Here is a 25,101-nt window from a genome sequence, read left to right on the forward strand (position 1 = left end):
AAGGTGGATTATATGAACCTACTAAAGAAAATAATATTTAGGATGTTTAGAATAGCAACAGGGAAAAAGGGCGTATATGGTAAGATCGGAGTACGGAATAAATTCGCAAATGGAGTTTTTTTGGAGGAGCTAGCGGTACTTGGGAATTATAACTATATAGGTCCTTATTCTATGATTAATAACGGTGTGGTAGGAAATTATTGTTCTATAGGTCCTGGGGTGAAGATAGGGCAGGGGAGACATAGTTTGTCCTATATTACAACCTTTCAGAAAATAAGTTCTGAGTTAATAGGACATTCATTAAATACAATTCCATCTAGAGTTGGAAATGATGTTTGGTGTGGTGCTAATGTTGTTATTATGCAAGGAGTTAAAATTGGTGATGGGGCTGTTATAGGTGCAAACGCTGTTGTTACCCAGGATATCCCTGATTATGCAATCGCTGTTGGTATTCCTGCTAAAGTGATAAAGTACCGATTCAATAATGAAACTATTAAGTTAATTAAAGAGAGTAATTGGTATAACAAAGATATTGTAAAAGCAAAAGAAATAATTAAATCATTAGAAAAATTGGTTTGATTTATCGAAGCACTTATCAATTAATGTGCTGACAAAAAAAGATTCTAATCTGAGGAATGAGGATTTAATTGATGAAAGTGCTACACATCAATTCAAATTATTTATACACAACCCTTCATGAGAAATTAATAGAGAGTTTAAGTGAAAGCAGTATTACTAACAATGTATATATGCCAAACCATGGAGGAATAAAATTTGTGATTCCTCCAAAGGATTATGTTTATCATCCAGTTTGTTTTAATAAGTCTGATCGTTATTTTTATAATTATAAGCAAAAGAAGATATTTAATAATATAAACAAAATTTTCGATACAAGTTCATATGACTTAATACATTCACATACGTTATTTACGGATGGTTATATAGCTTATAATCTTTATAAAAAATATGGAGTACCATATATAGTTGCTGTCAGAAATACTGATGTTAACTCTTTCTTTAAAAAGCGAATTCTATTGAGAAAAAAAGGACTTGAAATCTTAAATAATGCAGCTAAGATAATTTTTATTTCAAAGGCTTACCAAGATATAGTTTTTGATAACTATGTGCCTATTGTTTATAAGAAAAATTTATTGGAAAAAAGTATAATAATTCCGAATGGAATAGACTCTTTCTGGTTAAAAAAACAAAGTGCTCCTAGAGAGCAGAATAGTACAACAGCTCTTAATCTCATATTTGCTGGAAGAATTGATAAAAATAAAAATATTCGAACAACAATAAAAGCTTGTGAACTGCTAATTAATAAAGGTTTAGATATATCATTCACAGTTGTAGGGAGAATAGAGGATTCAAATGAATTTAACTATTTTAGTAGATATAATTTTGTAAGATATCTACCACAGCAGCCAAAGGAAAAATTAATTGATCTATATAAATCAAATGATATTTTTGTTATGCCGTCAAAAACAGAAACTTTTGGGTTAGTTTATGCAGAGGCTATGAGTCAGGGCTTGCCCGTTATTTATACTAAAGGAGAGGGATTTGACGGACAATTCGAAGATGGATTTATTGGTTATCGTGTAGACTGGTTTAATGCAATGGAGATTGCAGATAGAATACTGGATATAATGAAAAATTATAATGAGTTATCTGAAAACTGTATTAAATCATGTGTAAAATATGATTGGGACTTAATTGTTGAAAAATATAAAAATATATATGAATACTCAGGTAAGAGTGAAGTTTAGAATTATATTAAATATCTAATAAGACTAGTATATGATTACTGGATGGCGCTTATTGGTATTAGAATCGAAAAGAGGCATCTTGGATGTTATTGCTATTTATTATAATGAATGTACAATTATACATATTAGGAAGAAAGTTATATATAAATAAAATCAATCCAATTAGTATATATAGTATAATATGGGTAAGTGTAATGGTACTGTATGAAAGTGGATTGATAAAATTATATGAATTATCAATAAAAACTTGGGTTGTTGTGATTCTTATGCAGCTTTTTTTTGTAATAGGGTGTTATTTGGCAAGAAAAAGTATGAATTTTGGAAATAACCAAGAAATTAGTAAAGAAGTTAGTTATTATAGAGAAGAGAGTATATTAAGAAAAATAATTATTATTTTATCTTTGGTGTCATCAATAGCTATAGTAACAAATGTAATGATGTTTGTTAAAATATACGGTATTAATTTACTCAAGGCAACAATACAAATATATATAGATAGAGTAAATCAATTACAAGAATTTGAAACTATTCCTTATTTGGGTGCTTTTATATATATAGTAATGATATTAATAGGTGTTTACATTAAAAAATTCGGAGTAAAACTATTTCTGTTATTTCCTGTAATTTTATTGTTTTGTAACCAACTAACATCAGGTGGTCGCAGCAATCTTATTTTTGGATTACTGTTACTATCTGCACCGATAATTTTCAAGAATAAGGGAAAGGTAAAAACACAACATAACAAGAAGCGATTTTCGAAATTAAAAGTTGTACTTATATGTGCTTGCTTTTTGGGCTTATTCATAGCTATTAGTCAAAATAGAGCTGAAGGGCAGGTAATAAGTTCCGACTATGCAAGTAATCTACTGATAGAATTAAGTAATGGCAACGTAACTTTTTATAAATTATTAGTATATTTCACAGCCCCTGTAGGGGTTTTAAATGCTTTTCTTGCAAATCCAACATTAAATTTTGGTGGACATTCTTTTTTGACAATTTATAATTTTCTGAATAAATTAGGTTACAACATTTTAACTACACCATATCAGGAATTTTATTTTGTACCTATGAGGGTCAATGTAGGAACTTATATTCGAGAGTTAATTCAGGATTTTACTATTGCTGGGGCATTATTAATAGCCTTATTGCTTGGAGTTGCCTTCTCAAGGAGTTTCTTAAACACAATATATTTAAAGTTGTATACATCTGAGATATGGGCTTCAACAATGTTTACAGTAATAGTGATGTCCTTTTTTGATTGGACATTAAGATCATCTACATTTTGGATAATATTGATATTTGGTAGTGTTTTAGGCCGTTGGCTTGATAAAAAAGTGAGATATTTAAGGCTAACTGAGGAGAAAATAAGTAATGAATGTAGCGATAATATTAAATTATAACGACAATGAAACAACTATAAGATGTTTAATGTACATGAGAAATTATACTTCTATAGACAAAATAATTGTGGTTGACAATTGTTCAACTGATAACTCTTATGAAAAATTGAGTAATTTTAGTAGTAGGAAAATTGATGTTATAGAGACAAAAGAAAATCGTGGTTATGCAAACGGGAATAATTATGGAATAAAATATGCAGAAAAAAAATACAATCCGACTAATATTATAATATCTAATCCTGATATATTAGTGGATGACTCTTCGATAAAAAATATTTGTAATTACTTGGATATAAATAGTAAGGTTGCTGCAGCATCAGCTATTGTATGCGATTCAGAAAAGAGAATAGTTGATAATTTTGCGTGGCGATTACCAATGTATGAAAATATTATTGCGGGCACTTTTTTAGGATTAAATAAAGCTCTAGAAAAGATAAAAGGAAGAAGTATTCTCTATTCAAAGGAAGCTCTTAATAAAAACTATTTAAAGGTTGATGTATTATCAGGATGTTTTTTTGTAATTAAAGATCGTGTTTTAAAAGAGGTTGGGTATTTTGATGAAAATACGTTTTTATTTTGTGAAGAGAACATACTGGCCTTTAAGTTGAAGAAAAAATCGTATGAGTCTCACATTTTAACATCTGAAAGTCTTATTCACGAACATAGTGTATCAATCAATAAAAGTATAAAGAGTTGGAGGAAGAAACAAAATATTAGAAGAGATAGTTATATTATTTATTTGAGGGATTATTTAAACGTGTCAGAATTAAAAATCAATATATATAAAATTTTTTTTGAAATTGGGAAATATGAGAAGTATCTCTATCATTTATTGAAGAAATAAACAGTTCTCTCGCTATTTTGTGTGAAATTGACTTAATATTGTAGATTATCAAGTGTACTTTCCTACTTAGGTTTTTATGATTTTATTCTCATATATATTTATTTATGTGGAAAATACGCATTTGCATGAGGGAGATATCAGATGAAAATGTTATACCCGAAGATAAAAAATATGTTTAATCTATTCTTTTTTAAAAAGAATTGGAGGAAAAAAAACCAACATAACTATACATTTGCAAGCAATATTTTTAAAGTTGATAAAGTCATAGTTGGAAAGAAAACATATGGTTCTTTATATGTAAAAACTTATGGTAATGATGATGAAAAACTTATTATTGGTTCATATTGTTCAATAGCTGGTGAAGTTAAGTTTTTGTTGGGTGGAGAGCATTCATATAAAGGACTATCAACGTATCCATTTAAAAAACACATATGTGGCCTTAAAGAAAATACATTAACTAAAGGTCCAATAGTGTTACAAGATGATGTTTGGATCGGTGAAAGATGTTTAATACTTTCAGGTATAACAATTGGCCAAGGAGCAGTTATAGCTGCGGGATCAGTAGTTGCAAAAGATGTACCTCCATATGCAATCTTTGCAGGTGGTAAGGTTATAAAATATAGATTCTCAGAAGATATTATTCAGCGGTTATTGAAGCTGGATTATAATAGTTTAAATGAAGACTTAATTGTAAACAATATCGATCTCCTATATCAAGATCTTGATAATGAAATGCTGAATAATGACTTTTTTAAAAAGTTATTGCAACGTTTGGAGTAATCGAATATGAATATAAAAGCAAGGTCATTTATTAACAATTTTTCCTACACTATAACCGCTAATTTTATTTCTTTACTAATATCAGTGTTGGTTGTATTAATAGTTCCTAAGCTAATAGGAGTTGAGGACTACGGTTATTGGCAATTATATGTGTTTTACGCATCATATGTGGGATTTTTACAATTTGGATGGACTGATGGGATATATTTAAGATATGGAGGTGCTGAATATAATGAAATAGACAAGAGACTTTTTTTCTCTCAGTTCTGGATGTTGGTATGTTCACAAATAATAATTGCTGGTTTAATAATAATTCCAACTTTAAACTTAAGCGATAATATAGACAGACAATTCGTGTTAGTAATGGTGTCGCTTTGTATGATTGTGATGGGTACCAGAGCTATGCTTGTTTTTATTCTACAAGCCACAAATAGAATCAAAGAATATTCACAGATAATAATGATAGATAGGGTATTATATTGTTTCTTGATTGTTGCTTTTATATTGGCTGGTATTCGAGACTACGAATTATTGATATCAGCAGATTTAATTGGTAAATTTATCTCTCTTTTGTGTGCAATGTTTTATTGTAGAGATATTGTTTATCAGAAAATAAGTAACGTTTTATTTAATGTCAGGGAGACATTTGAAAATATAAGCGTTGGTATAAAGCTAATGTTTGCAAATATAGCTAGTATGTTAATTATTGGTGTGGTTAGATTTGGCATAGAGCGATCATGGGATATTTCAACTTTTGGAAAAGTTTCTTTAACTTTAAATATATCTAATTTTGTTATGTTATTTATAAATGCTGTAGGAATAATTATGTTTCCTGTGTTGAGAAGAACTAGTGAGGAAAGATTACCTAATATATATGTTTCTATGAGAGATTTCTTAATGGTAATATTACTAGCTGCTCTTCTATTATATTTCCCCCTAAATGCTACATTGTCTGCTTGGTTACCAAAGTATTCTGATAGTCTTAAATACATGGCGCTGTTATTTCCGTTGTCTGTTTATGAAGGGAAGACAGCTTTATTAACTAATACCTATTTAAAAACATTAAGAAAAGAAAAATTAATGCTCAAAATCAACATGATTTCACTTATTCTAAGTGTTGGTATTACTATTTTTACTACTATTTTAAATGAAAACTTGAATCTAGCGATAGTTTCGATAGTTTTGCTTTTGGCTATTAGATCAATATTAGCTGAGTTTTATTTATCAAAAATACTTGGAATATCAATATACAAAGATACTTTTTTAGATTTGTTAATGACAGTATATTTTATATTAATTGCATGGTATATAAATACATGGATTGCAGTAATATTATATGCGATAGCATACCTGGTATATTTCATTATTAAGAAAAAAGATATTATTAATGCCACCAAATTTATACGTTCTTTAATAAAACTATAAGTTCTTTATGCATAATAAACTAAAATTATATTTATTAAAAATGTCATATATGAATATCTAACTGGAGGACTCGTTATGTCAAATGTATTATACCAATTTCATCAACAACTTTGATCTAGTTACTGATTAAATTGTTTGTGTAATGTACCGCTATAACTGGTATTCTGAATTTTTTATAAAATGGATACATCAGTAAATGGTGATTTAATCTTGTAAAACTTAGTGATAAATTATTCCTGAATTGCACTGATCGCATTTTGTTTACTAACGCTAAGTAAGCAAGAAACACAAGTTACGGAAGAACATCGACTGTTCAAAGTACTTCTCTCTAGGAAACATACTATTGCACTATGGTTTACCAGTCAGCCTAGATAATTTATTGGGAATACGATGTAACTTTAGTTGGAAATCGATCTAATAATAAAATTTTTTAAAAAAAGCTTAAAAAAATCGTGTGAATGTTAGTCTTATCTAGAGTGTTATCTTTACAAAGCTTTTGCTCAACATATTTAAAGTCTAAATTATGAAAATTAATTAGTCTTACTTTTATAGACTTGCAAGGATTATCTCCATCAATCGTATCAATCGTAAAAAAAAGGGGTGTAGATCTTGAAAGGTATTATACTTGCTGGTGGAAGTGGTACACGCTTATATCCATTAACCATGGTTACAAGCAAACAATTATTACCTGTTTACGATAAACCAATGATTTACTATCCATTATCTACTCTAATGTTAGCTGGAATCAAAGAAATATTAATTATCTCTACTCCTGAAGACACACCAAGATTTGAGGCTTTATTAGGAGATGGATCACAATTTGGTATATCATTACAGTATAAAGTACAACCAAGTCCTGATGGCTTAGCTCAGGCTTTTATTTTAGGTGAGCAGTTTATTGGAAATGATTCGGTATCTATGATTTTAGGAGATAATATTTACTATGGTAGTGGACTTCGTAAGATTTTAAAGAGTGCAGCAAGTAAAGAACAAGGTGCAACTGTATTCGGTTATCACGTACAAGATCCAGAAAGATTCGGTGTTGTAGAATTTGATAAGGCTGGTAAAGTGTTAAGCGTGGAAGAGAAGCCGCAGAATCCTAAATCTAACTATGCCATTACAGGTTTATATTTCTATGATAATCGAGTTGTGGATATTGCAAAAGCGATAAAGCCTTCTTCTCGTGGTGAGTTAGAAATTACGTCAATCAATGAAGCATATTTGAAACTTAACGAGCTGGAAGTTGCATTATTAGGACGAGGTTATACTTGGTTAGATACGGGTACACATCAGAGCCTGGTAGATGCGACTAATTTTGTTCGAACAGTAGAGGATCATCAAGGTATCAAAATTGCTGCTCCAGAAGAGATAGCTTATATTAACTCTTGGATTACTAAAGAACAACTTTGGGATTGTGGAGAAAAATTGAGTAAGACAGGATACGGACAATATTTAATGAAAGTAGCAAATGGTGAGATTCAGTATTAAATCGAGAGTGTGGTAAACATGAAATATACAAAAACAGAACTAGAAGGCGTATTGCTACTTGAACCGAGTGTATTTGGTGACCATCGTGGCTGGTTTATGGAAACATATAGCACAGCAAAGTTCAAAGAAATTGGTTTAGAATTAGAATTTGTTCAAGATAACGAATCCTTCTCGGCAGCTAAAGGGACATTACGAGGATTGCACTATCAACTCAATCCAAAAGCTCAAACAAAGCTAATCCGTTGTACGAAAGGGGCTATATTCGATGTCGCAGTTGATATTCGTCAAGGAAGTCCTACTTATGGACAATGGTATGGTGTCGAGTTAAGTGCCGATAATAAAGCACAACTGCTTGTTCCAAAAGGATTTGCACATGGCTTTATGACTTTAACAGAAGACGTGGAAGTACAGTATAAGGTAGATGAATTATATGCCCCTGAATGCGATCGGGGAATAGTATGGAATGATCCTTCTATCGGCATTAAATGGCCTATAAATATTTCACCTATTCTATCTGATAAAGACGCCAAAGCTCCACTTTTCAAAGATGCAGAACAAAACTTTGGATATGGAGAATAGATAAAGAATATATTAGTGACAGGCCCGTGATGGACAGCGAAGAGGTTTAAATATGATAGGGACGGGTTGTATAGATAATTCTGCTGTTCAGGCTACATATTTCAAACAAAACCGGAGATCATCATACATTGTGCAACATATACAGCGGAAAGTGACAAAGAAACATGCTGGAAGGTCAATGTTGAAGGAACAAAGTACCTGGCAGCAGTAGCTAAAGAGATTGGCACAAAGTTTATGTATATTAGTACGGATTATGTATTTGATGGTGAAGGTAAGGCTCCCTTCATGGAGTTGGATAAGCCTAATCCGTTTGGATATTACGGTCAAACGAAATATAAAGGCGAACTAGCCGTACAAGATTTAATTCAGTCATCTTTTATTGTTCGTATATCGTGGATTTTCGGTGTGAATGGAAATAACTTTGTGAAAACCATGCTTAGATTAGCCGAAAGCCGAAATCTGTTAAATGTAGTTTCTGATCAAATTGGTCCCCTACATACACTTTAGATCTGGTTAAATTATTAATAGATATGATCCAGACAGAGAAATATGGCATTTATCATGCTTCTAATAAAGGAATTTGTAGTTGGATGGATTTTTAAAGAGAAATATTTCAGGAAGCTGGAAAAGAGGTTATCGTAGAAGGAATTCCTACCGAGCGTTACCCTACTCCTGCTGTTTGGTGGTCTATTTCTAGAACGTCCAAGCAGAAACAAGAGGATAATGGTTTTAATCGCCTTCCAAACTGGCAGGATACTCTTTCCTGGTTTTTGAAGAAATTAACATTTGAGGTGGACAAATGACCAGAAGTAAAGTACTCGTTACCGGCGGCGCTGGATTTATTGGCGGTAATTTCGTTCAATATATGGTTAACAAATATCCGGAATATGAAATCATTAATTTAGATCTATTAACTTATGCCGGTGAATTATCTAAGCATGAAGCTATTGAGAATAAAGAGAATTATCGATTTTTGAAATCAGATATTGCGGATCGTGACGCGATTACTTCAATTTTCGAATCGGAAATAATTAATTATGTCGTACATTTTGCGGCTGAAAGCCATGTAGATCGCTCCATTACAGATCCAGGCGTATTCGTTCGTACGAATGTTTTGGGAACACAAGTGCTGCTGGAAGCTGCAAGGACATATGGAGTTACAAAATTTGTTCATGTCTCCACGGATGAGGTTTATGGTGATTTGGAGTTCGATCCGACAACCTTCTTTACAGAAGAAACGCCGCTTCAACCTAACAGTCCATATAGTGCAAGTAAAGCTGGCTCTGATTTGCTAGTACGAGCTTATCACGAGACGTTTGGCATGGTTGTTAATATTACAAGGTGCTCAAACAATTATGGACCGTATCATTTTCCGGAGAAGCTTATTCCTTTGACCATATCGCGTGTATTTAATGATGAAAAGGTTCCAGTGTATGGAGACGGCAAGAATGTACGTGACTGGTTGCATGTATACGATCATTGTACAGCAATAGATCTGGTTCTACATGAAGGTATTAGCGGTGAGGTGTATAATGTAGGTGGTCATAATGAGCGTACGAATCTAGAAGTGGTAAAGACAATAATTAAGACGCTTGGAAAATCTGAAGATCTCATAGAATATGTTGAGGACAGATTAGGACATGATAGACGCTATGCTATTGACTCTTCTAAGTTAGAAAGGCTCGGATGGAAGCCAACCTTTAACTTTGAGACAGGGATAGTACAAACCATAGAATGGTATATGTCCAACAAGATTTGGTGGGAACGTATTATTAGCGGTGATTATAAGAGCAATGATAAGTAATTAAGACTATATCTTGTTACTAACATCAGTTCTGCATTGTTAACAAATATACTCTATACACCCCTCAACAATTTTGTTACCATACCATTAAACAAAACAACCTCATAACCACACGATAAAGGCAAAACCATTGAAAAGTGGTGACGCAAAGCTACAGGGGCTTATCTTTTAAAAGACTGCCAGCCAGCTACCGAATATCGTGCCTCCCGCGTGGTTTATGTGGAAACATGGAGGTTATTATTATGTTCATGCGCGCAAACGTTGTACGTGAATGGCATCAGCTCTGTATGGGATTCAATGAATTGCTGTGGGAAGATTGCTTAGATGAGAAAAAGCGCATGGAGATTTATTTGAGAATTGTTTATCACAAAAATAAACTAGCTGCTGTCTCATGAACTAGCACGAAGGGCGTCGTTAACAGATCTGAAAACGCTATATCCGCAAGCTGACGCCCCGTCACTATGAAGCGTCAGCTTTTTTATTTTAAATTCTAAGAAGGAGATTCATATGCAATCATTGCTTCTTTAGTGGCTCATATGAAACCAAAACAATGAAAAAAACGAATAAAACACTAATGATTATCGCAGGTGCTCTCGTTGTTATCGGTATTGTCATTTATGGAAGCATGAGTCTCTATTCGAAGTTAAATCAGGTAGATGAACTGAATGGGCGTCTTGAAGAAGCAGCAGATAGTAATGCAGGACACGAGTCGCCGAATATTACGGAGCAGCCCAATGAACAATCTACTAATCAGACAGATCAGACTTCAGAACCTGATGCTACTCCATCACAAGCGCCTGATCTAGTTCCAACGACGCAGCCAGATGAAGTCCTAAAACCTAGTCCGAGCGCAACTTTGCCGCCAGATGAAGCGTCTAATAATGTAGACAAGGGACAAAAGCCGGATAAGGGATCTACAAACTCCGAAAATAAGTCCCAGAAGAAAAAAGAGATTGATGCTTCGGTTACAGCAAAGCTGGAAAAACTGAAATCTTCGTGTCAAGCAACCAGCAATAGCTTGGTTAAACAGATTGCGAAAGAGCTTAGCGGGGATGAAGAAGCTACGCTTGCTACTATTCAAAGTAAATACCTGAATAAGGTATTTTCTGCTGAAGCCGATTGTGATGCCAGGTTCAATCAATTAATAAGCAATGCCAAGAGCGAGTATAAAGCAGCCGATCTAGGTGAGCAAAGCTTTCCGGATTGGAGCGCGCAATACGAGAGTGCGAAGGCTGGTGCTAGAGCCAATGCGCTTGCAGTAATTGCAAACTCGCTAAACAAGTAAGCTTTACTATTCTGAGGAGGCTCTATGAAAAAGTCACGTATTCTATCTATTTTTCTGGTTGTAATGATGCTGTCATCCGTACTTGCAACCGCTGCATCCGCAGCAACCGAAACGATTAAGACAAAGACACAGCCCATTAAGCTGCAATTTGATGGACAAGCACTTAAACTGCCCGATGGACAATATTCATTTATTCATCAAGGAAGTACATATGYACCGATTCGTTATATTTCTTACGCGCTGCTAAAAACAGTAAATTGGGATGGTGCGAAAGCGACGATCTCCGAGCCAACAGAGAAAGAGCTTGCTGCGCTGAAGAAACAATTGCAGAGTGCCGCTACGGGCAGCCAGAAGCCGCAAACGAGCGTTACAATTGCGATACAGCCAGTTAATGCAACTCTTGTGTTTAATGGTAAGACGAAGGCATTGCCGGCTGGTCAATCCCTCTATGCCTATAAAGGCTCGATCTATGTGCCCATTCGTTTCTTGTCAGAATCAGTAGGCACGCAAATTAGCTACGATCCGGTGACGAAAACAGTTAGCGGTGAGTCAGCAGCATATCGAGCTGAGCAAGGTGGCGGCGGAGTCGTTCTTCCAGGCACGGGTGGCGGAACTGGAGGCTCTGGTGGTACAGGCGGTACGGGTAATGCCGGCGGTGGTGGCGTACCAGTTAAACCGACGTATGAGCAAATTACGGCAGAAGCAGAGAACAAGCTTGCTGCGCTGAAAGAAAGCTGCAAGGTAACTCTTATGGATATTGGATTGCAGTATGTAGCGGCAACGGATAAGACGCTTCAAGCTCAGCTTAAAGCTAAAGGACTTCAAGAAGTAGACAATTGCTCTGCAAAGTTTGAAGTTATCATGACAGATACAAAAGCAAAACTGACGACGAATGGGTATAGCACAGACGTTCTTGCTTCCTACAGAGAAGCCTTTAACAAAGAGCTTGAAGCAGGAAGAGCTATTGCAGAGGGTTTGATGTAGCATTGCTTCTATACGGATATAGTTTTAATTAGCCTAAAAGAACAGAAAAGAGGCAGTAGTGAAGTCTAATTGACTTCTCTACTGCCTCTTTAGTTTGTGTTATTGACCCGTGTAAATGCGGTAGATAAGTGCTGCCGCTTCCGCTTTGGTCGTGGTTTGATTCGGCTTATAAGTACCGTCTTGGTAGCCTGTTACTAGCTTCTGCTGCTTAAGAAGTGCAACGCCATCTTTTGCCCAGCTGGCAATAGATGAGCTGTCCTTGAAGCCTTTAAGCTGTTCAGTGCTTGCGCTAGTTAGTTTCTTGCTGTTGAAAGTTGTAAGTGCTCTGGATAAGAGTGTAGCAATTTCTTGACGTGTAATTTCTGCTTTAGGTTCAAAAGCAGTTGCCGATTTACCTTGAATTAGGCCTTGTTCGTAAGCCACAGCGATTTCATCGTAATACTCGCTATCCTTAGCTACGTCTTTGAATGGGAGGCTTAGGCCGATCCCATCAAGACCGTAAGAGCGAACGAGCCATGCAGCGAATTGCTCGCGTGTTACTTTTTTGCTTGGACTAAATGTAGTCGTTTGATCAAGTACACCTTTGTTAAGAAGGCTATTTACAGCTGTCGCTGCCCAGTGTGTTGTTGCGATATCCGTGAACGTTTGGCCAGCCTTCATAACTGTGTATTTACTGAAATGTCCACGATTTACGTTAACGGTTTTTGTAATCGGATCATAAAGACCGCCTACAGACTCCCAAGTTAACGTTTTTTCATTCAACAAGTAAACGGTAAGGTTAGCTAGATCCGCTTCCGAGTATTTAGTCGTATCAATATTGGATACATCAAATGATACTGGAATTGGTTTGTTGAATGCTTCTACCTTCTTGCCATCTACCGATGCATTAAACTCCATAACAGGTATGTTTGCTACTTGCTTGGCTGAAGTTGGAGCAGTTACGGTTAAATTATGCACGACTTCTGCTGCTAGTGAGATCGTTTGGCCGCTAGGTACGTTTCCGAATGTTTCTGGTTCAACAGTGAAGCCGACGTTGCCCATTGAGAGCTTAAGTCCTGCAAGACCGCTATCCTTCACAGCTTGGTAAATCTCAGAAGGCAGTTCAGCAGCGAGTTTAGTGACGTTCTCGCTTTGTTTTGGAATATTAATGGTTACAACTGGATTGATGCTCGTTGCTTTGTCTGCTCCGACTGCACCTGTAAGGTCTCTCATCGTTTCATCCAAAGCTTTTTTCGTTGTTTCTAGCTGTTGTCCGATTTTCTTCGCATCAAGCGATGTCGTAAGCGCATTGCCATCTACTTTGACATCCTTGTTATCCAGAGTGACGGTTGCAGCTTTTTCTACTGCTTTTTTACTAAGTGAAACGAGCGAATCTTTAAGTGCATCGATCTGTGCTGCATCTATGTTACCTAGGTTTTTCAGAACAGAAGCAGTGTCCTTGATGATAGCTTTAGCTAGTTCGATCGCTTTCGGACCATTCTCAACTTGTTCAAAAGCATATTTAGTATTGTTAACCATCTCTGTAATAGTTGCGGCTACTTTAGCTTTCTCACTAGCTGTTTGCATAGATTCAAGCAGTTTAGATGCCGAAGCAAGCGTTGCTGATACATTCTGAACAGATTTTTCAGCTTCTTTGCTATCCTTAACATCCTTTACTGAGTTAACAAGAGCGTTAATGAGATCAGCTGCTTTGTCAGCTTTGTCTTTATCGGACTTGCTGTTCTCTAGCAGATCTTGTAAACCTTTATCTACATTTATAGGTGTTGGAGACGGTGTTGGGATAACTCCTGGTCCAGATCCTGGTCCAGGTCCAGTGTCTGGAGTTGGAGTCGGTGTTGGTTTCGTTTCCGGTTCTGTAACCTCATCTCCAACTATGTCTACTGTAATCGTTTTGTTTAATGTATAGGTCTTACCTTCCATTGTGAYGGATGCGGTTACCGTATATTCGCCATCCTTCGGAATATATATCGATTGAGAGATGTAATTATGATCTGTGTTCTCTTGGATGACTGCGCCACTGCTGTCTTTAACTGTAACCTTTGAGGTCTCTGGATAAATATCCTGAGAGCCATAGTGCGTGCTTGTATTGAAAATGCTCAGTTGTGGATCACTAATATAATTGATCTTAGCACCGTTTTCGTTAACAAACCCGATAGTAATCCAACTATTGTTTGAGGAGAGCGAAATCTTGCCTGTTTGGTCAAGGTCGAAAATGTCGATCCCCTTAAGAGCAGAAGTTTTAATCTCCGTTTGTGTACCGGCCTTCAGATCATCCTTCTTAAAATGCACGACATATTGATATTGCCTTGTTCCGTCAAAGCCGTTTATCAAAACATCAACGTTGCCTGGTGTCAAATTTACAAGGTTAGTGTTATAAAAAGTGTCGCTTCTCAGCTTGGTTTGTTTATCTGTAATATATGCAATGTTGTAAATGGAAGAATCCCCAGTCACTTTTATTTGAGCAAAGGAGTTTGAGTCAGATGGGATAGCTATTGTATTTACATCCTGATCAAGCACAACATTTTCCAAATAAATGATGTTTCCTTCTAATGTTCTAGCAACTAAGTTATAAGTACCCTTTGTTGCATAAAATTTGATTTGATTCTCCTGGTTGATGAGATTTGGAACATAATCCGCACCAGAAAGTTCTTTGTGTGCGATGGTTACTTCGCCTACGTGTTTGGTTAGATTGACGGTTGATACCTGTTGCAAAGGCAGTGCTGCATCAAGTACAACATTATAGTCTTTGCCTGGTTCGGTGTTCAAGGAGCCCATCATATAATAACCAAATGGAGCGCCGTTATTAGAGTTATTCATGTCACTGCTTCGGACAAAATCAAGTTTCACAACAGAAGGAGAGGGCACGATCATGTAGCTTACGGTTTCATTCCCGTACAGCGATTCCTGTTGATTGTAAACAGAGTCACCGATCTGAATGGAAGCATATACGTAAGCATTCTTCATCGGTACTCCACCAGTTGTGTTGCTATCAACGTTCTTTTCAGGTTTATCAAGCCCGGACACTCGAATGATGGCTTGTGTTTTTGGATCAATAACCCGTAAATTAATGGTTTTATCTAAATAACCAGCTTTGCTGAATGTAAGCACATTATCATTACCAACATAAAGTTTGGAAAATGTTATAAGTCCGTTTGCATCTGACTTATTCGTATGTTCTTCATCGTATCGGAAGAGTGAAACGCCATCAACAAGAGCACCAATCTTACCAGTTACATGCTCACGTACTGTAATAGATATATTTTCAATGTCTGCGATAGCAAGATAAGGCTTATTAACCATATCCACTAGAGCGCCGTTCTGATCACGAATTTCCAAGTCAAGTTCACGCTTAGGTGTAACGGTGAACGTATTGCTGCTGCGCTCAACCCAGTTATTCGTTAGGTTGTCTCTTTGCATGATTTGAATTGTATAGGTTCCTATTTCAGTTGGTTGAAATTGACTCTTATAGATGGGACTCAATTTCTTGCTTTGTTCAGAGTTATACTGATAGAGGGTGCTATAACCAATAACTGTATCGTTATTTTTCAAAATGTTTACTTTGATTTCACTATTTATGTCGATGTCATGACCGTACTCATCCTTGTAGAGTGATTGGAGTAGGACAGTTTCCCCAAGAATAACCTCGGTCCGTTTTTCCAAAGCGTTTCTCTTTTCTACACCTGCAGTTACTTGTGCGGTAATGCTTTTACCGGATTTGAACGAGTAGCTATTAGCCGTGGGTGTAAAATAGGATTCGATTATCGCCTCATCCTTATTGCTGTTAATTGAAGCATTCAACTTGTATATTTGTTTATTCTTCTCTACGTACAGGCGATTGTTGCTTGTAAGGTTTACGGTATGTTTTTGATAGTTGTATCTGCTATTTAAATAGGAGATTGATAGCTCAATTTTGTCATTGATGTTTTTATAATCAGCAGCGGCGTTGATTGCAGAGAATGCATCTGTATGAAGCTGCTCTGAGAAGGAGTGAGAAGACTGATTCGTATTTAACATATCATTCACGACAGCTTTATCACCATTAGGGAGATTAAGAGTAGTGACAAACTGATAGGATGATCCTTTAGCAACGTATAGTGAGTCTACCGTTAAACTGGAAAAATAGTTATCATGGTTTACTTGCTTGAAGCCATCGTTGCGCATAATAGTGAGCGCTTCAACGTCTACGGATTGATTTTCCCATTTATAATCGAAGGATTGTTTGCTGTAATCTTTGGCATTAAGAATAATTGTTTTGTGCTTCTCAACTGAATTCGATAAGAAGTCTTCTTTGTTCAGACTGTATACATAAGCGTCGTTATTGATTTGCGGTTTAATAATCATTTCATAATCACCAAATGCTTGATTCGAAAGATAAACAAAAACGCTATCCGTTGAAAATTGCATTTGATCGCCGTACCATTCAGTAAATTTAGGTTTTGTTTTTGCTAAAAAGAACAGTCTGCTGTCCTTGTCCAGAAAGCGAACCTCGGCTGTYTTATAATTCGGGAACTGACTATCTAGGATATCTTGAATATAAATGGTTTCAACCGCATAAGTGAAGGTATTCTCATCCACAGTCAAAAAGAAAACAGGATCAGGATCGTTAAATCGGATGTCGCCTTGGTTTACGAGTGCGAACTGTCCATTTGAGTTCGTAATCCGCTTAGACTTGTTATAGCGGTTATAGGCGATGTTAACCGATTTGCCTGAAACCGGCTTACCATATTCATCAAGCAGCGTTACCATAATTTTGTCGTCATCCGAACGAATTGTATCATTGACAGCAACGGTCGATTTGGATTCGCCTTTTGGCGTGCGCTCAATCTTGAAGCTGTAGCTAGAAGGTAAAATGTTTACGGTTTGCTCCCATGCAAGAGGCTTTACATTGCTGTGGAAAGCCGCTTTTAGTGTATAGGATGCGCCAGGCTTCAGACTGGAAAATTCCAGTCCAGAGAAGGGGATGGAATACGTCGAACCAGTAACCGTAACCTCATTCTCCTGGATTTGTTTTGTGATAGCGCTACCGACTTTTTTATCCTCGGCATCGATCAACGTAAACTCGATGGATTTTCCACCCATCATTGCTCCGAAATCTTCTTTCTCAACATCGATTGTACTATTTAGTACGACATTTTTGGTGCCGTCCTGCTGTGTAGTCGTCGAGATGATTTCTACAGAGCTTGCTGCCATAACGGTAAAAGCATTACCCAAAGCAAGCAGCATTGTCATCAGCAGCAAAAAGCCGCTTTTAAACATCTTGTTTTGCATGTTTTTTGTCTCCCCTTACAAGAATTTGTTGTAAAATGTAAAAAAATGACTCATTTCACTAGCAAAGCCACTACCATAGTACTAAAATTTGCATTACACTAGCATTACAGACTAACCTAAAATCATACAGTAGTGGTAATGTAGGGGGACTATGGACATATTTAATTTGTTCTACCAATTCAATCAGTGCACTTCTGATCCTGATGCTGAAGTTGTAGTACTCTTACACGGTCTAGGTCTAAATGCTCGTGTGTGGGAGCCGCTGGCTGCTGTGCTAACTGAACGGTATCATGTTGTACGGTATGATTTGCGCGGGCATGGGGAGCGATCACATGACGCTTCTCAGTTAACATGGGAGCTGCTTTGCAATGATCTTGATGAAATATTCCACATATATAGCATACCGGAAGCACATTTGGTCGGTCATGGACTTGGCGGCAATCTTGCTGCAAGGTATGGAATGAGCCGCCCGGAGCGAGTGAAGTCGTTTGTTCTTATTTCGACGATTGGGTTTTATCCTCCGGAGGCAATGGAGCGTTCGGTTGAGCTGCGCCGGAGCTATGCTGAGAACGGTGTGGCAGCTGCACTGGCGGAGCAGATGGCTAGTTTAGTGACCTGTTTGCCTAAGGATAGGGAAGAGACAAGATGGGTAAAAGAGGCGTACTTGCAGTGCGACATGGATGTGTACTTTAAATTAATTGAGCTCTTTGCAGCCGAGAATCCTTTGGATGACTTATCCGCAATTAATAAGCCTTGCCTCGTTATGGCGGGGGACAAAGATACGATATATCCATCCTATATGTCGAAGATTACGGCGCAGTTTATTCCGAATGCGTTCTCGGTAACGGTGCCTGATGCAGCTAGCTTGGTGTTCATAGATAATCAGACCTATGCCGCTCAGAAGATATTAGATTTCCTCTCCAACCCTTTAAGTGGCACGGAGAGCACTCATGTCGGAGATCCGCTGCTTGGGTTAATGAGGATCGATGCGATTAAAATGTTTGGCGATGCCTATAAGAGTACTCCAAGCAAGGATGTGCTGCTTGAGGTCAAGCTAATTGGAGCGTTTCGTGTATTTATTAATGGCCAGGAAATACCGAGTGGCTGGCAGCAGCGTAATGCGAAGAGACTGCTTGTTTATTTAATGTTTTACCCGAATCCGACCCGAGAACAGTTATGCGATGCGTTATGGCCACTTGCAGAGATTAGCAAAGCAAGTAATTTGCTGCGAGTTAGTCTTTCTCATTTAAAGGGATTGTTCGATACGGCGGGGACGAATCCGATTGTTGCTAATCGCAGCCATGTTAAACTGAACGCGGTTGTCGTGTGTGACTTGCTGAAATGGATTCAGTCGCTTGAAGAGGCTCATATGGAGAAAAGAGCATTAAGGAAATTTATTCTTATTAAAGAATTGCTTGTCTATCCTATAGAAGAAATGCTCGCAGGCTTGTACGATAACTGGGCGGTTCAGGAACGAAGCAGGCTGGAATACATGCTGCTGGGACTTGTTGAATCACTCGCGGATAGCTATAAAAAAGATGGCGATTTTGCCGCGGCTAGTCAAGTGATGAGAAGGATAAGCAATATGTATAGCGAGGAACTAAATGGTGATACCGTTCGTAATGCGCATGCTCAGGGAGAGGTGAGGGACCATTAATAGAAATACTGTTCTACACAAAATAAAGCTAGAGCAGACGATTGAGCTGCTGCGGCAGGAAATGATCGATAAGCTATTAGTGTGCCAGTCTTATCAAGCTGATGAAGTGTTGGGAGCAAGCAGGGCGCTTGATCTTGTTCTTAATTGCTATGATTGCGTAAGATTTGAGAGAGGCTGCATGAATGAGGAAAATTGTGCATCACGTACATTATTAGATGACGATAGCTCTATTTAAAAATACGTTTACGTTTATTTTGTTTGTATTTATACCAGTAGCTGCCGTTCTCATCCTTGAAAATCCGAATTCCAAACCATTTCAATGGCGTTGATAGCTCAGTAAACATTAAATAACTAGACATGTCTATCGTCCTCATTTCACTTCTTTTTAGTTATAATACCAAACTTTAGGCTTATTGACTATATTGAAATAGGACTTTTATATCATTTATATTGATAATTGATGGATTATATTTCTTTATTTCTCAGTTAAAAATTTCAGCGCCGCCGGCTGCTTCACTTTTGCGAGCAAGCCGTTTTTTGGCATGCCTAATTTAGCACTCCTATGCTCGCATTTTGTTTGAGTGTTTTTTTCAAGTATGATAGAGGGATAATAAATTGGAAGCTGGTTGCTTTACAGGAGGTGCAATTGAATATGTATAGACCTGCTAGATGGAAGCCGACTATGATGTGGGGGCTATTATTAGTAGGGTGGCTCGGGCTTTTATTCCTATTTTCATCCCAAACATATGAACAACAAAGTATTCAGCCGTTTTTGCGCAGTCACTTTACATATAATCAGCTAGTAAGATGGCTGCCGGACCTTACCATAACCTATCTACACAGCAGCGTTAACTCACATGATCGGCCTTATAGTTTTATCGAATTTTTGTTTCGAAAGGGCGCACATTTGTTTGTGTATGCGACTTTTGCTGCGTTGATGTTTATGTTTCTGCGAGCACTGACCCGCGGACGCTGGTTCCTTTCCATTATACTTACACTGATGGTTGCCATTGCAGTCCCGGCTATGGATGAATGGAATCAATTAAGCTCTGACGAGCGTACGGGTAACGCGACTGATGTAGTTCTTGATTTTGTAGGTGGATGTGCGGGACTACTTATCTGCTTGTGTATTTTAGGATTGGTGAAGCTGTGGCGTTCAAGGTCACGAAATCGATCTCAATATCGCTTGTAAGTGTATTCCTTTAATGAACGAGTACATATGCAAAATAATGCTTAACCTATCGACCTGCCACCTTAATAGCTGTCGTTCAATATTAATGATAGGAGTTATTCTAATTAATCATTTTTAGCTTGCGGGCGGCGTGCAAAAATAGTTGCGGACAAAGCAGGCTGCTATCCATTATAATCGTCTTTGACATTGTATAGATTCGGTAAATGTGGGGGAATTGCAGCTTGCAGCGCTATGAGGAATTAGATTCACTTAGGGGATTGGCGGCATTAGCCGTAATGATTGGTCATTTCTTATTGGTATTTGCGCCTATTGCGCAAAATACGTCGGACCTCAGCTTTTTTGATTATCCGCTTAACCTGTTTAAATACACGCCGCTGCATGCGATATGGGGCGGTCATGAAGCGGTCATTATGTTTTTTCTGCTCAGTGGATTTGTACTTTCCTTGCCGTTTTTCAACAACCGCCAGCAATCCTATTCAAAATATGTAATTAAGCGGATTTGCCGTATTTACATTCCTTTTCTCGTCGCATTACTGATCGCCATATTAATGAGGGAAATCGTCTATGTAGCGAAGCTGACGAATTTGACGAGCTATTATAACAATCTGTGGGTTATACCCCCTAATGTGACCTCAATCATTCATCATTTGCTGTTTGTAGGAAACTACAATACGACGAGGTATGATCCGATTTTGTGGACGCTCGTTCATGAAATGCGCATCTCGTTGTTGTTCCCGTTTATTATGTTCATCATTGTAAAAAGCAGCTGGAAGGTAGGGCTGCCGCTGGCACTCGTCTTATCCATTGGCGCTGAAATTATGCTTGAAAATTTTGAAACGAAATATATGACGAACTTTGTGATCTCGCTGCATTATGCCTCTTTCTTCATTATAGGGGCGCTGCTGGCCAAATATCAGAAAGAGCTGAAGTCAGCATTTTCACGGTTGCATGGTTGGCGGGTCATGATGATGCTTATTATCGGACTGTGCTTCTATTCGTTCAAATGGATCGGTTATGGCGAGGACTTCCATGACATGCTCATGCCGCACAGCGGCGATTGGATGACGGCTATTGGCGCTTCGATCTTTATTATTGCAGCGCTATCATCCGTGCGTTTATCGAGGCAGCTGCAGCGAAAGCCGTTATTGTTTTTGGGTAAAATCTCATACAGTCTCTATTTGTATCATATGATTATCCTGTTGTCACTCATCCATCTGCTGAATGGCGAACTGGAAACAACGTTTATTGTGATACTCGCCTTTGTTGCTTCATTCGGAGCCGGGGCGCTAAGCTACTATTTCATAGAGCTGCCATCCATTCGGTTAGGCAAGTGGCTTACAGGCTGGGGCAAGAAGCAAAGTACAGCTGCTGTAAGCGGTAGTGATGTATCATCCGGTGCATAATCAATAGGGCATAAGGAAGGAACGGTTCCCTTAGTGGGAGCCGTTCCTTTTTTATGAGCAAGCAGGCAAGTGACTGATGTCGAAGGAAAAGCCTGATATTCGGTGTAATGTTTTGGCGGGAATGCACCCATCCTTACCCATGAGAAAATCGTTGTCTATATTTGCGCGGCGATATGCTCTCGTATTTGGCAAAGCAAGAGGTGAAATAGGCAGCATGATTAAAGCCGACCTGTTCTCCGATGCGAGCGATAGGCAGATCCGTTTGAAGCAGCAGCAGCTTTGCTTGTTCAATCCGGAAACGCATGAGGTAATCGAATGGCGCGCAGCCAAACTCCTTCTGCATGCATCTTGCGATATAAACGGGATGAAAGTTAATGCTGTCTCCCAGCTCCTGCGCGGTTATGCTATCACGATAATGCTCTCGCAAATAGGAAGCTGCTTGCTCTGCGCACAAAATAGAGGGAGAAGGCCCCTCCGCTTCCATCGATGCGGATAAATGCTCGATAACCTCTTGGAATACAAGCTGCTGCTTCCATTTTACGCTGGGAATATGATCATTCATATTAAGCTGAACCAACTGGCGCAGCAGACTGTCCATCTTGGAGGGCTGCAGCAGTTTAGCAAACTGGGGAAGCTGTTTGGCAAAGGTTTGTGCCGTATAAATGTTGGTGTTGAGTATTCTAGATTTGGAACTGTCAGGCGGTACCTCAGGCATGGATTGATCTGTTATACTCCACATCCCAGTCGTCTGAAAATGAATCCAGTAATAAGCGGTCTGCTCGTCGCATGCACGCGTTGCGTAATGATGGGCATCCGGCCTGAGAATAAGAGCGTGCCCTGCGCTTACTTCATAATGCTGATCTTCTTCTCCCATGTATAAGCAGCCCCGCGTTACGACAAGCAAATCAAACACATTAATGTTGCATCTGCTTGGATGCTTGCGGCCAGAAGGGGCAACCGTATAACCCCCAATGATATAATGCGGCAGCGGTGGAATCGTCATATGGATGATGGTCATGTTAGGATTTTCTCCTTCAAATATTGAAGTTTGAATCGTTATAGTTTCAGTTGTAAAAGTGATACATCAAGCTCAGTATAGCATCTATAATTTGATATGACGATTGATGATAAGACAACGGATATGGCCGCTATTAGGCAGCCGATGCAGGAGGACAACAGGATGGCTTTATCTAACAAAAAGATTTCGCTCTGGATGCTGGCGTGGCCAATATTCATAGAGCTGTTTTTACAATTTTTGCTCGGTGCGGCGGACACGCTGATGGTGAGCAGGATATCGGATGATGCAGTAGCGGTAGTAGGCTTCTCTAACCAGCTGTTTCAAGCGTTGACGACCTTATTTATAACGGTCGCGAGTGGAGCGGGCATACTCATTGCACAAAAAATAGGCTCCAAAAATGGCGAGGACGCTCGCACGATCGCGATAATGGCGGTGAAAGTAAGTGCCATCATTGGGCTCTTGCTTAGCGGGCTGCTCATCCTCATTCCAGGCGAGATCGCTGCGGTGCTGCAGCTTCCAGAGAATTTAATCCCACTAGCAAAGACGTACATCTCGATAGTCGGCGGCGGAATGGTATTGATTGCGTTGATGTCGGCGCTTAGCACATCGATTCGGAATACGGGAAATACAAAGGGGCCAATGTATACGGCAATTGGAATGAACGTTGTGCATGTTTTTTTCAACTATGCGTTCATCTTCGGGGCATTCGGTTTTCCAAAATGGGGCTTGATGGGCGTAGCCATCTCAACCGTGTTATGCCGCTTGCTCGCTACGATTGTGCTGTTCATCATGTTCCTTAGCTCTTTTGAACGTACGATTGCTCTTCGCGACTTTAATGTATTTAATCGTAAGCTGTTCGGCGAAATTCTCCGTATTGGATGGCCGCTTGGCGTGAATATGTCTTGCTGGGTATTTACGCAGCTGCTTATTTTCACCTTTTTGGCTATTCTCGGCTCGAATGAGCTGGCGGCAAGGACGTATATGAATACGTTGGAATCGTTTTGCTTCATGCTTGGTTATTCGATAGCACTGGCAGTGCAAATTCAGATTGCCCATCTATTTGGAGCAGGCAAAGTGAAAGAGGCGTACCATATCGCCTTCCGAGCGATGTGGATTGGGCTTGCGGTGGTGACGGTTAACGCGTTTCTTATTTATTTGTTTGGCAAGCAACTGCTAGGTATGTTTACTGAAAACAAAGAAATCGTAGCGTTAGGCGTGTCCCTACTCGGAATGAATCTACTGCTGCAGCCGGGCAAAATGATCAATATGGCGCTCGGCAATTCATTAAATGCGGTAGGCGATACCCGTTTTACGATGTGGACTTCGGTATTCTCGATGTGGCTGATTGCAACGGGATTAGCTTATTTTGTGGGAATTCAACTTGGCTGGGGCTTGATCGGGATATATGCCTGCATGATCTTAGATGAGTACATCCGCGGAATATTGTCTCTAATTCGCTGGAGAGGCCAAAAGTTTCTGCGCAGAGCAGAGCGGGATGAAGCCGAAGCGAAGAGAAGTGCAGAGAGCGGCATTAGTGGAAAAACACATAAACAAACCGCGCTGGATATCTAATAAAAGCGTATAATAGAGGAAGGAATAGACAGCGGCTTCGCAAGTGAAGGCTGCTGTTTTCCGTATTCACGGCAAGGGAGCGATTAACGGATATGGCATCGATGGTTATTATGAATGAAAAAATACGCGCCTCCGAGGTGCACTTGACTGGTTTGCGAGGCGAGGATTTAGGCATTGTCTCGCGTGATGTAGCGCTGGCAAAAGCAAAGGAATTGAAAGTGGATTTGGTCTGTACCTCGCTTATGAGCAGTCCTCCGCCATGCAAGTTGGTAGCCAAAGGGCAAGCGAAGAAACAGGCTGACCAAGAGAAGCGCGGGGCAAAGGTAAAGGATCAGCCTAGCAAAATAAAAGAGCTCCGCTTGACAGCGCATATAGAGGATCATGATTATGATACGAAGCTGCGGCAGGCAGCGAAGCTTCTTGGTTCAGGTAACGGCGTGCAGCTCGTTGTGAAAATTCAAGGCAAGGAAGGCCCCAAAGCGAAGGAGCTGCTGGAGCGCATGCTGAAGGATCTAGAGGAGAGCGGCAAGAAGCAATCCGGCATACAAGTAAGCGGGAAGCAAGCAGCGGTGCAGGTGCTGCCTTTATAAGGTATGTTGAAGGTGAAAGGTAAGCAGCGGTGTAACTATTGCGTAT

General features: G+C 38.6%; 22 protein-coding genes and 1 riboswitch. Of the genes, 19 read left to right on the top strand and 3 right to left on the bottom strand.

Features of this window, described 5'->3' with window-relative positions:
- Window positions 1-12 precede the first annotated feature (12 nt).
- The 13 genes from AB4Z50_RS07960 to AB4Z50_RS08020 all read left to right on the top strand — a co-directional run bounded on the left by AB4Z50_RS07960 (window position 13) and on the right by AB4Z50_RS08020 (window position 12,355).
- Window positions 13-579, top strand: coding sequence for a CatB-related O-acetyltransferase (locus AB4Z50_RS07960; RefSeq protein WP_441877761.1), 567 nt, complete (start codon window positions 13-15; stop codon window positions 577-579).
- 71 nt (window positions 580-650) lie between these two features.
- Window positions 651-1,766, top strand: coding sequence for a glycosyltransferase family 4 protein (locus AB4Z50_RS07965; protein WP_441878025.1), 1,116 nt, complete (start codon window positions 651-653; stop codon window positions 1,764-1,766).
- A gap of 83 nt (window positions 1,767-1,849) precedes the next feature.
- On the top strand, window positions 1,850-3,166 hold the full coding sequence (locus AB4Z50_RS07970; protein WP_441877763.1) for an O-antigen polymerase: 1,317 nt from the start codon (window positions 1,850-1,852) through the stop codon (window positions 3,164-3,166).
- Complete coding sequence (locus AB4Z50_RS07975; RefSeq protein WP_441877765.1) at window positions 3,138-4,010, top strand: glycosyltransferase; 873 nt, start codon at window positions 3,138-3,140, stop codon at window positions 4,008-4,010. The genes AB4Z50_RS07970 and AB4Z50_RS07975 overlap by 29 nt, the downstream gene beginning before the upstream one ends.
- 141 nt (window positions 4,011-4,151) lie before the next feature.
- Window positions 4,152-4,790: a CatB-related O-acetyltransferase gene (locus tag AB4Z50_RS07980; protein WP_441877767.1), complete on the top strand. Its 639-nt coding sequence runs from the start codon at window positions 4,152-4,154 to the stop codon at window positions 4,788-4,790.
- A gap of 6 nt (window positions 4,791-4,796) precedes the next feature.
- Window positions 4,797-6,215 carry a lipopolysaccharide biosynthesis protein gene (locus AB4Z50_RS07985; RefSeq protein WP_441877769.1) on the top strand — a complete coding sequence of 473 codons (1,419 nt, stop codon included), beginning with the start codon at window positions 4,797-4,799 and terminating at the stop codon, window positions 6,213-6,215.
- A 609-nt stretch (window positions 6,216-6,824) separates the two neighbouring features.
- A complete protein-coding gene (gene rfbA, locus AB4Z50_RS07990; RefSeq protein ID WP_441877771.1) occupies window positions 6,825-7,703 on the top strand; it encodes a glucose-1-phosphate thymidylyltransferase RfbA in 879 nt (292 codons plus the stop codon).
- Window positions 7,704-7,721: 18 nt separating this feature from the next.
- Window positions 7,722-8,282 (top strand): dTDP-4-dehydrorhamnose 3,5-epimerase, encoded by a 561-nt coding sequence (gene rfbC / locus AB4Z50_RS07995; RefSeq protein ID WP_441877773.1) that lies wholly within the window; start codon window positions 7,722-7,724, stop codon window positions 8,280-8,282.
- 123 nt (window positions 8,283-8,405) lie between these two features.
- Entirely contained in the window at window positions 8,406-8,789 is a 384-nt protein-coding gene (locus tag AB4Z50_RS08000; protein ID WP_441878027.1) for an SDR family oxidoreductase, read from the top strand.
- 292 nt (window positions 8,790-9,081) lie between these two features.
- Entirely contained in the window at window positions 9,082-10,086 is a 1,005-nt protein-coding gene (rfbB, locus tag AB4Z50_RS08005; RefSeq protein ID WP_441877775.1) for a dTDP-glucose 4,6-dehydratase, read from the top strand.
- A 110-nt stretch (window positions 10,087-10,196) separates the two neighbouring features.
- Window positions 10,197-10,281: riboswitch (cyclic di-GMP riboswitch) on the top strand.
- Between the two features lie 47 nt (window positions 10,282-10,328).
- Window positions 10,329-10,481, top strand: a complete 153-nt coding sequence (locus AB4Z50_RS08010) for a hypothetical protein (protein WP_430055687.1) — start codon at window positions 10,329-10,331, stop codon at window positions 10,479-10,481.
- Window positions 10,482-10,636: 155 nt separating this feature from the next.
- Window positions 10,637-11,371 (top strand): hypothetical protein, encoded by a 735-nt coding sequence (locus AB4Z50_RS08015; protein ID WP_441877777.1) that lies wholly within the window; start codon window positions 10,637-10,639, stop codon window positions 11,369-11,371.
- A 24-nt stretch (window positions 11,372-11,395) separates the two neighbouring features.
- Window positions 11,396-12,355 (top strand): copper amine oxidase N-terminal domain-containing protein, encoded by a 960-nt coding sequence (locus AB4Z50_RS08020; protein ID WP_441877779.1) that lies wholly within the window; start codon window positions 11,396-11,398, stop codon window positions 12,353-12,355.
- A gap of 99 nt (window positions 12,356-12,454) precedes the next feature.
- Here the strand turns inward: AB4Z50_RS08020 and AB4Z50_RS08025 are convergent, their stop codons facing one another.
- Window positions 12,455-17,623, bottom strand: a complete 5,169-nt coding sequence (locus AB4Z50_RS08025) for an S-layer homology domain-containing protein (protein ID WP_441877781.1) — start codon at window positions 17,621-17,623, stop codon at window positions 12,455-12,457.
- Window positions 17,624-17,774: 151 nt separating this feature from the next.
- Between AB4Z50_RS08025 and AB4Z50_RS08030 the strand changes: the two genes are divergently transcribed.
- Complete coding sequence (locus AB4Z50_RS08030) at window positions 17,775-19,280, top strand: alpha/beta fold hydrolase (RefSeq protein ID WP_441877783.1); 1,506 nt, start codon at window positions 17,775-17,777, stop codon at window positions 19,278-19,280.
- A 40-nt stretch (window positions 19,281-19,320) separates the two neighbouring features.
- Entirely contained in the window at window positions 19,321-19,515 is a 195-nt protein-coding gene (locus AB4Z50_RS08035) for a hypothetical protein (protein WP_441878029.1), read from the top strand.
- Here the strand turns inward: AB4Z50_RS08035 and AB4Z50_RS08040 are convergent.
- Window positions 19,508-19,639, bottom strand: a complete 132-nt coding sequence (locus AB4Z50_RS08040; protein ID WP_256710911.1) for a hypothetical protein — start codon at window positions 19,637-19,639, stop codon at window positions 19,508-19,510. The genes AB4Z50_RS08035 and AB4Z50_RS08040 overlap by 8 nt on opposite strands.
- A gap of 293 nt (window positions 19,640-19,932) precedes the next feature.
- Between AB4Z50_RS08040 and AB4Z50_RS08045 the strand changes: the two genes are divergently transcribed.
- Together AB4Z50_RS08045 and AB4Z50_RS08050 are read left to right on the top strand one after the other, a co-directional pair.
- Window positions 19,933-20,472 (top strand): VanZ family protein, encoded by a 540-nt coding sequence (locus AB4Z50_RS08045; RefSeq protein ID WP_441878031.1) that lies wholly within the window; start codon window positions 19,933-19,935, stop codon window positions 20,470-20,472.
- 221 nt (window positions 20,473-20,693) lie between these two features.
- Window positions 20,694-21,875 (top strand): acyltransferase family protein, encoded by a 1,182-nt coding sequence (locus AB4Z50_RS08050; protein ID WP_441877785.1) that lies wholly within the window; start codon window positions 20,694-20,696, stop codon window positions 21,873-21,875.
- Between the two features lie 133 nt (window positions 21,876-22,008).
- On the opposite strand, the gene AB4Z50_RS08055 is transcribed toward AB4Z50_RS08050, so the two are convergent.
- A complete protein-coding gene (locus tag AB4Z50_RS08055; RefSeq protein WP_441877787.1) occupies window positions 22,009-22,893 on the bottom strand; it encodes an AraC family transcriptional regulator in 885 nt (294 codons plus the stop codon).
- Window positions 22,894-23,055: 162 nt separating this feature from the next.
- Between AB4Z50_RS08055 and AB4Z50_RS08060 the strand changes: the two genes are divergently transcribed.
- A complete protein-coding gene (locus tag AB4Z50_RS08060) occupies window positions 23,056-24,465 on the top strand; it encodes an MATE family efflux transporter (protein WP_076268448.1) in 1,410 nt (469 codons plus the stop codon).
- A gap of 101 nt (window positions 24,466-24,566) precedes the next feature.
- Window positions 24,567-25,055: a translation initiation factor IF-3 gene (gene infC, locus AB4Z50_RS08065; RefSeq protein ID WP_441878033.1), complete on the top strand. Its 489-nt coding sequence runs from the start codon at window positions 24,567-24,569 to the stop codon at window positions 25,053-25,055.
- Window positions 25,056-25,101 lie beyond the last annotated feature (46 nt).

Source organism: Paenibacillus sp. 2TAB26 (assembly GCF_052115145.1).
In the GTDB taxonomy this organism is placed as follows: domain Bacteria; phylum Bacillota; class Bacilli; order Paenibacillales; family Paenibacillaceae; genus Pristimantibacillus.

What these genes read in the sequence shown, in the direction of transcription:
- AB4Z50_RS07985 (WP_441877769.1), top strand. Translation starts at nt 4,797, where the DNA reads ATGAATATAAAAGCAAGGTCATTTATTAACAATTTTTCCTACACTATA.
- infC (WP_441878033.1), top strand. Translation starts at nt 24,567, where the DNA reads ATGGTTATTATGAATGAAAAAATACGCGCCTCCGAGGTGCACTTGACT.
- rfbB (WP_441877775.1), top strand. Translation starts at nt 9,082, where the DNA reads ATGACCAGAAGTAAAGTACTCGTTACCGGCGGCGCTGGATTTATTGGC.
- AB4Z50_RS07960 (WP_441877761.1), top strand. Translation starts at nt 13, where the DNA reads ATGAACCTACTAAAGAAAATAATATTTAGGATGTTTAGAATAGCAACA.
- AB4Z50_RS08010 (WP_430055687.1), top strand. Translation starts at nt 10,329, where the DNA reads ATGTTCATGCGCGCAAACGTTGTACGTGAATGGCATCAGCTCTGTATG.
- AB4Z50_RS07970 (WP_441877763.1), top strand. Translation starts at nt 1,850, where the DNA reads ATGTTATTGCTATTTATTATAATGAATGTACAATTATACATATTAGGA.
- AB4Z50_RS07980 (WP_441877767.1), top strand. Translation starts at nt 4,152, where the DNA reads ATGAAAATGTTATACCCGAAGATAAAAAATATGTTTAATCTATTCTTT.
- AB4Z50_RS07965 (WP_441878025.1), top strand. Translation starts at nt 651, where the DNA reads ATGAAAGTGCTACACATCAATTCAAATTATTTATACACAACCCTTCAT.
- AB4Z50_RS08045 (WP_441878031.1), top strand. Translation starts at nt 19,933, where the DNA reads ATGTATAGACCTGCTAGATGGAAGCCGACTATGATGTGGGGGCTATTA.
- AB4Z50_RS08040 (WP_256710911.1), bottom strand. Translation starts at nt 19,639, where the DNA reads ATGTCTAGTTATTTAATGTTTACTGAGCTATCAACGCCATTGAAATGG.
- AB4Z50_RS08055 (WP_441877787.1), bottom strand. Translation starts at nt 22,893, where the DNA reads ATGACCATCATCCATATGACGATTCCACCGCTGCCGCATTATATCATT.
- AB4Z50_RS08030 (WP_441877783.1), top strand. Translation starts at nt 17,775, where the DNA reads ATGGACATATTTAATTTGTTCTACCAATTCAATCAGTGCACTTCTGAT.
- AB4Z50_RS08015 (WP_441877777.1), top strand. Translation starts at nt 10,637, where the DNA reads ATGAAAAAAACGAATAAAACACTAATGATTATCGCAGGTGCTCTCGTT.
- AB4Z50_RS08060 (WP_076268448.1), top strand. Translation starts at nt 23,056, where the DNA reads ATGGCTTTATCTAACAAAAAGATTTCGCTCTGGATGCTGGCGTGGCCA.
- AB4Z50_RS07975 (WP_441877765.1), top strand. Translation starts at nt 3,138, where the DNA reads ATGAATGTAGCGATAATATTAAATTATAACGACAATGAAACAACTATA.
- rfbC (WP_441877773.1), top strand. Translation starts at nt 7,722, where the DNA reads ATGAAATATACAAAAACAGAACTAGAAGGCGTATTGCTACTTGAACCG.